Below are 12,419 nucleotides of genomic sequence, written 5' to 3'. Positions count from 1 at the left end.
TTCGTTGCACCGCGACTGGCCCGACATGTAAATCAGCCCCGTGGGTCTTATGCTGAGAAGCCACATGTGTTTCGAAAAGCCACTTCTTTGGTGGCTTCTCGAAACACATGTGGCTTTTCGCCGTTCATAAGGGAGGACCGGGGGAACTTTCGATAGGTTAGTGTCTTCGCCGCGGGTCTTTAACCCGCATTAAAGTCACTAACCTATCGAAACAGCCAGTTACCCGCCGCCGGTAAAAATTCAGTAATGACTTAGCGTCTTTGGTAATGGGTTACGGATTTGTGCCATAGGTTAGTGTCTTTGGTCGTAGTTAAAAACCATGGCAGAAGACGCTAAACCATGGCACAAATTCTGCAGAGGCAGTGCCTCCACGCGGGTAGAAATTCGGTCATGACTTAGCAATTTCGGTCATGACTTAGCGTCTTTGGTAATGGTTAAAACCCCAGCCTAAAGTCACTAACTCATCACCGAAGATACTAAACCATGGCACAAATTCTGCTGAGGCAGCACCTCCGCGGGCCGCCTGCTTTTTAGACCGAGGTTTCGATAGGTTAGTGTCTTCACGGTGGGTCTTTAACCCGCAGTGAAGACACTAACCTATCGACAGGGCCGTAACCTATCGAAGAATCCCCTATCGACAAGCCCCCGCACCCACACCGCGTAACAATCCGTAAAACCCCCTTGCAGTATACCCCCCTAGGGTATACACTAGAACCATGGAAATCACCAGCAACCAGTGCTGCCACAGCACATCCGCCCAGGTCAGCACCGCATCCGACGCACCCGCCAAGGAACCTACTGAGGCGCACACCGGCGCATGCTGCGGCGGCGAGGCGCCCGAAACCCAGCACGGTTACGCCTCCAACAAAGAGGCGCACCTCAAGCGACTGCGCCGCATCGAAGGGCAGGTTCGCGGCATCGCCCGCATGGTCGATGAAGACAAGTACTGCATCGACATCCTCACCCAGGTTGCCGCGGTCTCCAAGGCGCTCCACGCCGTCTCCCTGAACCTGCTTGAAGAGCACATCGGCCACTGCGTGACCGGCGCCGCCGTCGAATCCGAACGCACCGGCGACCCGACCATCGCAGAGGCCAAGGTCAAAGAGGCAACCGCCGCGATCTCGCGCCTCATGCGCAGCTAAACACGTTGCCCCTAAACACCGGGCGGACCCAAGTTTTCAACCCATTACCGAAAGGAAATCATCATGAGCACCACCACCGTTAAGGCAACCGGCCTGACCTGCAACCACTGCGCTATGAGCGTCAGCGAAGAGGTCAGTGAAGTTCCCGGCGTGACCGGCGTGACCGTGGATGTCGTCAAGGACGGCGTCTCCACCGTGACCATTGAGCACGAGGGCACCCTCAACACCCAGGCTGTCGCGGACGCTATCGTGGAGGCTGGCTTCACCCCCGCCGTCTAGCGCGGCAGCCGGCTCGATTAGGAGTCATCATGGCTTACCCTCCGCAGTACATTGCGATGGTTGTTGGCGCGGTCCGCACCCTTGTCGGCGCCGAAAACATGCACCTGCGCGACGCGATTGCCCGCGTTGCCAGGCAGATGAATCTGGATGCGGCGCTGGTCGATTCGTGGGTGAAGCAGAGTCCCGAATATACGGCGCGTGAAGATGCGTCCGGCGCCGCGCGACGTAGCGGCACGAGCGCGAATAAACGTTCCGCCGAGCACGAGCAGGGCGTGAAGGCGCGCGAGAAGGCGAACGCTTCGCCGTTCCCGCGGGCTACCGTGAAACGTGCGTACGGTGTGTCTGATCGTGGCACGAAGGTGACCGGTATTCGCCCGCATACGAGCAGGCCGGATGGGCTGCCCGGCGACCACTGAGCCGCCGCTTTCACAGCCGCAACCCTACGCTCGCCGCCGCGTTTACCGCCTCGCGGTTTTACCCGTGGCTTCACCCTCGCGCGCTCTCGACGCTGCACCCCTGATACTGCACCAAACACCGCCCGGGGCGGGGTCCTTCGAGGCCCCTCCCCCGGCTTGGTGTGTACCTTTTTCTACCCTCCCGTTTTTGAGTTTTGAGGAAGTATTGTGTCTTCTACACAGCCTTCACTAACCACCCGTGAGCCCTCGTTACAGAGTGAGCGCTCTCTTTTTAATTCCGCCGGAACGACCGTAAAATCAACGGAGTCAACCCGAATCATCCACGTGGATATTCAGGGTATGACCTGCGCATCCTGCGTGGGTCGCGTGGAGCGTAAGCTCCGCAAAATCCCCGGCGTTGACCCGGCGGTGAACCTGCCACTGGAGTCCGCGCGCGTCATCGTACCCGAGGGCGTGAGCGACGAGCAGATTGTTGAGACCATCAACAACGCCGGCTACACGGCGCACCTCAAGAACGGGCCACGCGCGGGCGCTGGAACGAACGCGAGCGCATCCGGCGGCGGCGGTCAGCACACCACCCCGAGCATGAAGGGCGGCTTCACCGACCGCATTATCTACGCGACGATTCTGGGTGTGCCCATCTTCCTGATTTCCATGTTCCCCGCGTTCCAGTTCCCGAACTGGGGCTGGGTCGTGGCGATTCTGACCGCGCCGGTCGCGTTCTGGTGCGCCGCGCCGTTCCACCGCGCCGCGCTCATCAATGCCCGTCACGGCTCCTCCACGATGGATACGCTCGTGTCCCTCGGCGTGGTCGTGGCGTACTTCTATTCGCTGGCGCAGCTGCTCATGAACCCGGCGTTGACGGCGCACGTGCACCATGCGGGCGGCAGCTTCTGGTCGATGTTTACCGGCCACCATGCGCCGCTGTACTTCGATTCGGCGTCCATGGTGACGCTGTTCCTGCTGATTGGCCGCGCAATTGAGCACCGCACCCGCCACCGCTCCTCGGATGCGCTGCGCACCCTGCTGAGCATGGGCGCGAAGGAGGCGACCCTGCTGCGCACCGATAAGCAGGGCGTGACCAAGCAGGTGCAGGTTCCGGTGGAGGACCTCATGCCGGATGACCTGTTCCTGGTGCGCCCGGGCGAGAAGATTGCCACGGACGGCGTGGTGGTCGAGGGTACCTCCGCGGTGGATGCGTCCCTGCTGACCGGCGAGTCTGTGCCGGTGGAGGTGCATCCGGGCGATACGGTCACGGGTGCCACGGTGAATACGTCTGGTTCGTTGACGGTGCGTGCGACCCGCGTGGGCACCGAGACGACCCTGGCGAAAATGGGTGAGCTGGTGGCGAGCGCCCAGGAGACGAAGGCTCCGATTGCCCGCCTGGCAGACCGTGTTTCTGCAGTGTTTGTGCCGGTGATTTTGGCGATTTCGGCGCTGACTCTGGTCGGTTGGTGGCTGGTGTCTGGTGATGGTGCTGCGGCGTTTAATGCGGCGGTGTCGGTGCTGGTGGTGGCGTGCCCGTGCGCCTTGGGTTTGGCGACTCCGACGGCGCTGTTGGCGGGTACGGGTCGCGGCTGGCAGTTGGGCATTTTGATTCGTAATGCGCAGGTGCTGGAGGCGACGAGCACGGTTGATCGTGTGGTTCTGGATAAGACCGGTACCGTGACGACTGGTGAGATGTCTGTGGCGTTCTACGGCACTTTTGACGACTATGAGTCGGCGGGTGACTTTGCCGGTATTTCGCCGGAATCCGCAGATTCCAAGAATGAGCGTTCCCTGTCTGTTCTGCGTGATGCCGCCGCCGTGGAGGCGCTGAGTGAGCACCCGATTGCCCGCGCGATTGCCGGTTTTGCCCGTGAGCAGGGTGTGCTGGCTGAGGGTGCTTCGGCGCCGAGTGTGAGCGGCTTTGAGGGTGTTCCCGGAGGCGTGCGCGGCGTGCTGAGCGGCGCGGGTGACGGTGCCAAGGAAAGCACCGAGAATGGCGCCTCCCGACTGGTTGTTGTGGGTACTCCCGAGTACCTGCAGGCGGCAGGTGCGCAGCTGAGTGAGGGCCAGTTGGCTCTGCTGGATCAGGCTCGCCGGGCGGGTCTAACGACGGTGGTTGTCGCCCGCGGCGAGGCCCCTGACGAGGCCCCGAATGAGGCCCCGAGCAGCACCTCCGCTCTGCAACCGGTCGGCATGATTTCGGTTGCCGACACCCCCAAGCCGGAGGCTGCAGAGACCATGGCACAGCTGCGTGAGCTCGGCCTGGAGCCGATCCTGCTCACCGGTGACGCCCCGCAGGTTGCGCAGGCGGTCGCCTCGCAGGTCGGCATTTCGGCTGAGAACGTGTACGCCGGCGTGACCCCGGAGGGTAAGTCGCAGGTGGTTGAGAAGTTGCAGGCCGCCGGTCACCGCGTGGCGATGGTCGGCGACGGCGTGAATGACGCCCCGGCGCTGGCTCTTGCGGAGCTGGGCATTGCGATGGGTTCGGGCACGGACGTTGCCGCGGAGGCTGCCGATATTGTGCTGACCCGCTCGGATATTGCCTCGGTGGTGACGGCGCTGCGCCTCTCCCGCGCTACGCTGCGCACCATTAAGTCGAACCTATTCTGGGCGTTCGCCTACAATACGGTGGCTATTCCGGTCGCCGTGGCGGGCCTGCTGAACCCGATGATTGCGGGTGCGGCAATGGCGTTTAGTTCGGTGTTTGTGGTGCTGAATTCTATGCGTCTGACGGCGTTTAGGAAGTAGCGAAACATAACGCGAAATTGCCCAAACATTAGCTATTGAAATAGCCTGAACGAAAAATTCAAAAGCATATCTCGCCGTGCTTTTCGCACGGTAAAAGATATAAAGAAATGCACCGCCCGTGTAAAGGCGGTGCATTTCTTTATATTCAGTTTTCACGGGCGGCGGCTTGAACGCCTAGCTTGAACAACGAGCTCAAAAGCCTGGCTCAAACGCCCCTCCCGAAAACCCGAGCTCAACAGTCCGAGCTCCAAAACCCGGCAAGAAAACCTCACCGAGAACCGGGCAGAACCTTAGGCCCAGGTCACCAGGTCCTCGATGGAGCGGCGGCTCTTCGGGGCAATCTCGCGGGCACGGTAACCGAAGGTCACAGCCACGGACACGCCGTACTCCTCCGGGTCGAACAGGCCGGCAGAAGTGAGCAGCTCGTTCACTGCCTCGTAGTTCATACCCTCAATGGGGCAGGAGTCGATGCCGAGCATTGCGGCGCCGGTCATCATGTTGCCCAGGGCGATGTAGGTCTGCTTGGATGCCCAGTCGAAGAGCGCGCGGTCGCTTTCCAGGACCTTCATGTCGTTCTTCTGGAAGTTGCCGTAGCGCTCGAGTGCGGCCTCCATCTGCTCCTCGGTGAGGTTGCGGCTTTCGAGAGTGCGGCGCATCCACGGGGTGTCGTAGCGCAGACCCTTCTTCGCCAGCAGTACGACCAGGTGGCTTGCGTCGTCGAGGGCACCCGCCATACCCCAGGCAATCGGCTTGAGCTTTTCACGCAGTTCGGGGTCCTGGATGACCAGGAACTTCCACGGCTCGGTGCCGACGGAGCTGGGCGACAGGCGCGCAAATTCGAGGATTGCGGCGAAGTCTTCATCGCTGATGCGGCGGTCGGGGTCGTAGGCGCGGGTTGCGCGGCGGCGGGCGAAAATTTCGAGGGCTTCTTCGCGGGTTACGGTCACGGTTTCATCCTTTGCATGAGGGTTTCAATATCCTGTCATGCTACACCCGCGGAGGGTGCGGGTGGCGGAAAATGTGGTCAGTTACGCCTGCAGGAAATACGCCCGCGAGCGGCGGGACCGTATTGCCGGTGTCGTATTACAGGGTGTACGAAGCCGGTGGGCTGGTACCCAAGGCGCCCAGAGCGCACCTGCCCAGCACCTCCTATGATGCCCCTACTCGGCACCGGCTTTCATCCACACATCCGAGGAGGCGCGGCGACCAAAAATGACCGCGCGGATTCCCTGGAAGTACAGAATATACGCCGCCCACAAGCCGCAATACCCGGCGAGCGCATCCATGGTGCCGTTGCCGACCGCCCAGTGCAGGCCGAGCATGACGGGCACGTACATGACGAGCATGATGAAGCAGCCGATTGCCAGGTATTTCACGTCCTGCGCGCCCATGAGGATGCCGTCCAGGGTGAACACGTAGGCGGCGATGGGCTGGCCGAGGGCAATGATAACGGTGGCGATGGTGAAGAGGAACGCCACCTGCGCATCCTTAGTGAACAGCCAGGAGCCGAAGAAGCCGATGAGAGGGCAGATTAGGCCGGTGATAACGCCGTAGATGAGGCTCATGCGCAGCAGCCGGTTTTTCAGCTGGCGCACCTTCACGCGCTCGGATTCTACGTTCAGGTCGCGTTCGCCGAGTTCCTTGCCGAGTAGCGCCTGCGCGGCGATGGCGAGGGAGTCCAGGGCGTAGAGGAAGAGATTAAACACTCCCATGCCGAGCTGGTAGGCGGCGGTGTGTTCGGTGCCGAATCGCGCCACAACGAACACGGTCAGCAGGGAGGCGATGCGCATGGATAGGGTGCGCAGCATGAGCCAGGAGCCGAGCGAGAGCACCGAGCGCATGCCGGCTACGTCGGGTGCCCAGCGGACGGCGTGCTCGCGGGTGCCGCGCATCATGACCACGCCGAGGGCGGCAGCCATGCCCCACTGGGTGAGGGAGGTGCCGGTCGCCGAACCGGCAACGCCCCAGCCGACCGGGTAGATGAGCAGCCAGTTCAGCACAATGTTCACGAGCGTGCCGACCGTGGCGACTTTGAGCGGGGTGACGGTGTCTTGCAGCCCGCGGAGCGTGCCGACCTGCGCGAGGATAATCATCATCGGCGGGATGCCCCAGAGCGAGTGGTGCAGGTAGTCGAGGGCGTAGCTGATGGTTTCGTCGGTCGCGCCGAGGCCGCGTAGCAGCGGGTCGGCGAAGGCGTATCCAGCGATCATGAGGAGCATGCCGAGGCCGAAGGCGACCCACACGCCGTCCACACCGATCTGCCAGGCGCGGCGCAGGTTCTTCTCGCCGAAGGCGCGCGCCACGGCGGGCGTAACGGAGTAGGCTAGAAAGTTCATGAGACCCACGACCGTGGTGACGAGCGTGGCGGCGATGCTCATGCCCGCGAGTTCTGCTTTGCCGAGTTGGCCGATGAGGGCGGAGTCGGTGAGCACGAAGATGGGTTCGGCGATGAGCGCACCGAAGGCGGGTACGGCGAGGGCGAGGATGCGTCGGTTCAGCGAAGGCTCGGCAGTATTCTTCACGGGCGCGCCGGGCGCAGTGCTACCGGGTTCGGTGCCGCCGGGTTCGGTACTACTGGATTCAGCCATAAGGTGCTTCTGTGTGCTCATCCTTCTAGGCTACTCCCCGCCGCCGCGGCGGGTGCCTGCGCGCGGGGCGGGGTGCACTCTACGAGATGGGCGCGGCTAGGCGCCTCGGCCGCGTAGTTCGTCGAGGGCGCGGCGTTCCTTCTTGGTGGGGCGGCCGCTGCCTCGTTCGCGTTTGGCGACCGGCGGCATGGAGAGGTAGGCGGGGCGCGGGCCGGAAAGGTCTTCGTAGCAGGTGACGGCGATGGGCGCGCCTACGCGTTTGACGAGGAGTTTTTCGACTTTGAAGACGCGTTCCCAGCCGGGGTAGCGGACCTTGACAATGTCGCCTTTTTTGAGTTTTTGGGAGGGTTTGGCGGGGGCGTCGTTGACGCGCACGTGGCCGCCTTTGCATTCGTCGGCGGCGAGGGAGCGGGTTTTAAAGATGCGCACCGACCAGAGCCAGAGGTCGAGCCTGGCGCTGGTTAGTGCGTTGGTGTCTTCTGCGGTCATGTGTTCATTGTGGCGCGAGGCGGGCGGGGCACCAAATCAGGTGCGCCCGCCTGCGATTCCTACCCCTCCGCCGTTTTCACAGTGATTCCGCCGTATTTTTGCCGTGGTTTCGACAGGATTTCGGCGGGGTTCCATCATGGCTTCGCCGAACCGCGCCGCAACCGGCACCGAACCCGCCACGCGGCGGAAAATTTTCTATTGCACGCACCTCCCTATTGAGCACAAACCCGCATCCACTAGGGGTATTGTTAAGTCACCTTCTCAAGAAGTGTTCTCAAGGCCACCTAGTTCGCGTGGTCTACGGGGGGGGTTGTGGCCGCGACGCCACGGGCTCCCCGTAACAGATTGGATATACACCATGTCAGCTTTGAAAAAGCTCCTGGCGGCTACCCTCATCAGCACTATGCTGTCTTCTTGTTCCTTCGGTCCCACGCTGGAGAAGGATGAAAGCGCCCGCGCGATTTTCGACGTAGAAAATGATCGGGTGATCCTACCCCTGGACGCTTACAACACCGACGGCAAGGACGAATACTTCACCAAAGCCCTTGAGCTCGCCCGCAAAAAGTGCTTTGCCGAACACGGGCAGCACTACAAGATGTTTGTCCGCACCGAGGGATCCGGCAGGAACCTCGGCAGGACCTACGGAATCTGGAACGTTGAGCACGCCCAAAAATACGGCCTCCACGAGCGCGACGAATCGAATACGCTGGATCTGTCCTCCCCTGCACCCTCATCCGACCCTGGGAAAGATGTCAGCACCGAATGCTACCAGCGCGCCAGCGAAGAGATGGCAAAAATTGGAGAGATACCATTCGGCTCCGCCACGTATAGGCGTGTGGAGACCGACGTTCGAAACGCCGCTGGGGATAGACAGCTCAAAAAGTCCCTCGACGACGAATGGAAGCGATGCGTCAAGGATAAAGGCCTCACCCCCGATAGTGAGATGACCGTCAAGGAAGAAAAGAATATTCCTCAGAGCACCACCCCCTCAGAAGAGGAAATTCGAATCGCCGTCATCCAGGCGCAGTGCAATCAGGATGTAGGCCGTTCACAGAAGCTCTACGACCTGGAGGCGCAGTACCAGAAACCGCTCGTCGACAAGAACCAGGCAGCCCTGGAGAATGAGCTTAAAGAATTCAAGCGCCGGGACGAGCAGTTCAAGCAGTACGTCCTCGACAACCAATAACAGCGAATAACAGCCGGTTGGCCGACAGAAAAGGGTGTGTGCCGTGTTCAGTGAACACGGCACACACCCTTCATACGTTGCACCGGCCATATTGTGCCGGCTACGTTGCGCCGGTTATCCAACCCGCGGTGGTTATGCCTCCACCGTTGCGGTGCGGCGCTCCTTGAGAGCCCAGCCAATCACGCCGGTCAGCAGACCGAACGCAATCCAGGAACCAAGCACCAGCCACTGGTCACTCGTTGCAACCTCCGGGAAGTACGCAATCGAACGCAGCAGAGTCGAGGAGGCACCCGGCACCAACATCTGACCAATCTGCCCCCACACACCGGGCAGGAACACGCTCGGCATACTTGCGCCCGAAATCGGGTTACCAATGAACATGGTGATGACCGCGCCTACTGCGAGACCAATCAGCGGCGAAGACAGTGCACCCACACCCACAATGAAGAAGGCGGTCGCCAGGTAGGTAGCGCCGAACGCAGCCCACAGGGTTGCGAAGTCGCCGGGGATGATGCCGAACCAGACGTTCAGAATCAGGGCGGTCAGTGCACCACCGATGACGGAGTACAGGGTTGCGGTGGCGAAGCGGCGCCAGGTGCCGTTCACGCGCAGTACGGAGAAGGAACCGCCGAGAATACCGCCAATGACCAGCGGAAATGCGGAGATAGCGATACCGGAACCGGAGGAGTCATTCTCACTCAGGGGTACCACGACGGTGGTCTTCACCGCCATTGCGGATGCCTGCTCGGCCTGCACCTTCATCTGCTCCAGCTGGGCGGCGGCCTGCGCACCCTGTTCACCGCCCGTCTGCACCGCCTGGGTGAGGGCTTCCGTCTTAGCGGCGAGTGCCTTCTGCTGAATCTGCGCGTTCAGCTGGGTGGCAACACCGTTGAGCATCTGGGTTGCTGCGGCGTTTGCGGCTGGTGCGGTCAGCACTTCGGGGGCGGCGCCTTCGGTGAAGATGATTGCGCCGTAGGTTTCGCGCTGCTTGATTTGCTGTTCAGCCTCTTTGCGGGAGGATGCCTGCTTCAAGTCGAAGGTTTCAATACCTTGGTCTTTGAGGGACTGTTCAAACTGACTGACGGTCACCTCGGGGCCTGCGATAGAGACGGGCAGGTTCTTTGCTTCCATGGTCTTGGTGGGCCAGGTGAAAGCTAGGACGATGAGTGCTACCACCAAGGATGATAGTACGGAGGTGGTGATGACCTTGAGCCAGGAGGAACGGTCGGTGGTTTCTTGCGTGCTTGTTTCTGCAATGCTCTTTGCCGCGATCTTCTGGGATGCGGCAGCTTGGGTGGCTGCGGCGGTCACTGCTTCTGCGGTGACTGCGGTGGCGGTTTCGTTGTTCATGACAATCTCCAAACAAAATGCTTATTTCGTTTACGAGTCAGAACTCTACTCTCGATTTTTACCGAGTGCAAACAAAATAGCTATTTTGTTTGTAAAGTCACAAAAAGAATCAGTGTTGTGTTTACGCGTTCTTTAGCCCCACCCCCTAGACTGGAACCATGCCCCGACTAACAGACGCCACCAAAGCCGCACGCCGAGCCCAAATCATCGAAGCCGCCATTAGCTGCTTCCTCGAAAAGGGCTACACCAACACCTCCATGAGCGACATCATCAAAGCCTCCGGACTGTCCTCCGGGTCCATCTACTCGCACTTCTCCGGCAAAGAAGACATCCTCATTACCGCCATCAACGAGCGCCTCAACAACGTCAAGGAGCTCTACGAAACACTCCCCGAAGGCGCAGGCCCCCAGGATATTCTCGAAACCATCCACACGAACCAGCTGGTAAACGACAATTTCTCCGCCATGCTGCGCATCCGCGCCAAATCGCTCCACGCACCCGAAATCGCCAGGGCAACCGCAGACACCATGCCTCTATTGCAGGGCATCATCGTAAAGACCCTTACCCCCTGGGCAGCTGAACAGCTGAGCGTTCTGCACGAGATCAACCCCGATCCGGCGCAGCGCACCTCCGAACAGGAGGCGCTCATTACCGACTACGCCCGCGATACCGCAGACGCCTTCATGATGGTCTTCCAGGGGTACATGCTCCGCTCCTTCTTCGGCGCCCCCGAGGAAAAGGACCGCCTCTACCGCGTGGCAATGAGCCTGCTACCCGAGTAGGAGGCACGGGGAGTATCTGCAGATTTTCGGGTTATTGTAGAAAGGTCTATAAATCCGCTATTAGACCTAAAGCCCCTGAAATTCACCCTCTCACGGTTGTTTTTCTGCATTTAAGCGCCGTAGCCTGGTGAAGCACCCCGTACCCTTGCACCTCAGCGCCCGTGCCCTTGCGGCACGTTGAACCCGCCCACAGTTCACCCGAAATCGAGAAAACGATGACCGAATTCTGCGCCCCCGCCACCCCCGAGCCGCGCGCCACCAACCCCGCCGAGCTGAAGAACCTGCGCGCCGCGCACGCCGACGAGCTCTCTTCACGCACCCGTGCCACCAAGATTCCCGCCGACTCCTGTTCCCTCTACGACGACGAGGCGCTCGGCGGCACCGCCGGACGCACCGCCGCCTGGCTGGTGCTCGAACACACCGGGCACTGGGGCCGCGACGTGCTCGACGGCTCCGCCCTCGGTGAGGAGCTCTCGGCGGCACTCAAAGAAGCCGTCGACCGCGCAAAGCTCAAGTTCCTTCTCATCCACCAGCCGGGCGAGCAGCGCCGTGCGCTGCACGGCGAACCCGACGCGGAGGGCAACCTCACCCACCGCGTGTTCTACGCGATTTCAACCCCCGGCGAGGAACGCCTCTACTCCTTCAGTGTGAGCACCCCTGAGCAACTGCTTGACCTACCCCTGGACAACCCGGAGGAGTTGATTCAGGCAACCGGCGCGGAGCTCATGGATTCGCCCCTCATCCTGGTGTGCACCCATTCCAAGCGTGACCGCTGCTGTGCCCTGCGCGGTCGCCCCATTGCGGCGCACCTGGCGGATATCCTGCCGGGTAATGCGGTCTGGGAGTGCTCGCATACGGGTGGTCACCGCTTTGCCCCGGTTGGCATTATGCTGCCCACCGGCTACACCTACGGTCGCCTCTCGGAGCCTTCGGCGCTGGCGGCGTACCTGTCGCTGGCGGGCCGTGCCATTCCGTCGCTGCACGGCCTGCGAGGCCGCAGCACGGATACCCCGGTGGAGCAGGCGGCGGAGGTTGCCGTACGCCTCGAACTGGAGAAAAAGGGTGAAGAAGTAACCTCTGGAGGTTTGGTTTCACGTGAAACATCGGGGCGGGAGGCATTCATTGCGCTCCGCGAGGCGGGCGTCGATGTGAACGTCGAGACAAGCACTGAATTCTCCCCTGAATTTTTTGCGGCGTTCTCGCCTAAAGATTTCTCCGAACACCCCACCATGGAGGCGGCGCTCACCTCCCACACCGACGGACGCACCTGGGTCACCTTCTTCGAGCGGGTCGCCCTTGAGCCGCGCCCCAACTCGTGTGGCAAGGGTCCCGCGGATGCTTTCAGCCGCGAGCTGCTCGCACTGCATCAGCTCTAAAACCCGCGCATGATGTAGACAGCGCGAAGCCCCGGCGGGCACCTTTGAACTGCCTCCCGTTTCTTGGACAACAAA

At 61.3% G+C, this 12,419-nt stretch carries 11 protein-coding genes; 7 read left to right on the top strand and 4 right to left on the bottom strand.

The window, feature by feature from the left end:
• The first annotated feature begins 716 nt into the window (after positions 1-716).
• The 4 genes from HMPREF2749_RS09450 (at position 717) to HMPREF2749_RS01850 (ending at position 4,573) form a co-directional block, all read left to right on the top strand.
• A complete protein-coding gene (locus tag HMPREF2749_RS09450; RefSeq protein ID WP_049352916.1) occupies positions 717-1,142 on the top strand; it encodes a metal-sensitive transcriptional regulator in 426 nt (141 codons plus the stop codon).
• Between the two features lie 63 nt (positions 1,143-1,205).
• Positions 1,206-1,421 carry a heavy-metal-associated domain-containing protein gene (locus HMPREF2749_RS01860; protein ID WP_044150011.1) on the top strand — a complete coding sequence of 72 codons (216 nt, stop codon included), beginning with the start codon at positions 1,206-1,208 and terminating at the stop codon, positions 1,419-1,421.
• A gap of 29 nt (positions 1,422-1,450) precedes the next feature.
• Positions 1,451-1,837, top strand: a complete 387-nt coding sequence (locus HMPREF2749_RS01855) for a hypothetical protein (protein WP_049352915.1) — start codon at positions 1,451-1,453, stop codon at positions 1,835-1,837.
• Between the two features lie 204 nt (positions 1,838-2,041).
• Positions 2,042-4,573, top strand: coding sequence for a heavy metal translocating P-type ATPase (locus HMPREF2749_RS01850; RefSeq protein WP_070593236.1), 2,532 nt, complete (start codon positions 2,042-2,044; stop codon positions 4,571-4,573).
• 290 nt (positions 4,574-4,863) lie between these two features.
• On the opposite strand, the gene HMPREF2749_RS01845 is transcribed toward HMPREF2749_RS01850, so the two are convergent.
• The 3 genes from HMPREF2749_RS01845 to HMPREF2749_RS01835 all read right to left on the bottom strand — a co-directional run bounded on the left by HMPREF2749_RS01845 (position 4,864) and on the right by HMPREF2749_RS01835 (position 7,650).
• Positions 4,864-5,520, bottom strand: coding sequence for an NAD(P)H-dependent oxidoreductase (locus HMPREF2749_RS01845; protein WP_049332370.1), 657 nt, complete (start codon positions 5,518-5,520; stop codon positions 4,864-4,866).
• 213 nt (positions 5,521-5,733) lie between these two features.
• On the bottom strand, positions 5,734-7,182 hold the full coding sequence (locus tag HMPREF2749_RS01840) for an MATE family efflux transporter (RefSeq protein ID WP_049341995.1): 1,449 nt from the start codon (positions 7,180-7,182) through the stop codon (positions 5,734-5,736).
• 75 nt (positions 7,183-7,257) lie between these two features.
• Positions 7,258-7,650 carry an RNA-binding S4 domain-containing protein gene (locus HMPREF2749_RS01835; RefSeq protein WP_005504266.1) on the bottom strand — a complete coding sequence of 131 codons (393 nt, stop codon included), beginning with the start codon at positions 7,648-7,650 and terminating at the stop codon, positions 7,258-7,260.
• 358 nt (positions 7,651-8,008) lie between these two features.
• On the opposite strand from HMPREF2749_RS01835, the gene HMPREF2749_RS01830 reads away from it, so the two are divergent.
• Positions 8,009-8,836, top strand: coding sequence for a UDP pyrophosphate synthase (locus tag HMPREF2749_RS01830; RefSeq protein WP_070593234.1), 828 nt, complete (start codon positions 8,009-8,011; stop codon positions 8,834-8,836).
• Positions 8,837-8,968: 132 nt separating this feature from the next.
• Here HMPREF2749_RS01830 and HMPREF2749_RS01825 read toward each other — a convergent pair whose 3' ends face one another.
• On the bottom strand, positions 8,969-10,186 hold the full coding sequence (locus HMPREF2749_RS01825; RefSeq protein WP_233992306.1) for an ABC transporter permease: 1,218 nt from the start codon (positions 10,184-10,186) through the stop codon (positions 8,969-8,971).
• Positions 10,187-10,344: 158 nt separating this feature from the next.
• On the opposite strand from HMPREF2749_RS01825, the gene HMPREF2749_RS01820 reads away from it, so the two are divergent.
• Both HMPREF2749_RS01820 and HMPREF2749_RS01815 read left to right on the top strand, forming a co-directional pair.
• The gene (locus HMPREF2749_RS01820; protein ID WP_070593232.1) at positions 10,345-10,968 is read left to right on the top strand and encodes a TetR/AcrR family transcriptional regulator; all 624 of its coding nucleotides are present in this window, start codon (positions 10,345-10,347) and stop codon (positions 10,966-10,968) included.
• A gap of 215 nt (positions 10,969-11,183) precedes the next feature.
• The gene (locus tag HMPREF2749_RS01815) at positions 11,184-12,344 is read left to right on the top strand and encodes a sucrase ferredoxin (protein ID WP_070593229.1); all 1,161 of its coding nucleotides are present in this window, start codon (positions 11,184-11,186) and stop codon (positions 12,342-12,344) included.
• The last annotated feature ends 75 nt before the right edge of the window (positions 12,345-12,419 follow it).

Source organism: Rothia sp. HMSC075F09 (assembly GCF_001810515.1).
Classification (GTDB): domain Bacteria; phylum Actinomycetota; class Actinomycetes; order Actinomycetales; family Micrococcaceae; genus Rothia.
This window is presented reverse-complemented; position numbering and strand designations above follow the sequence as displayed.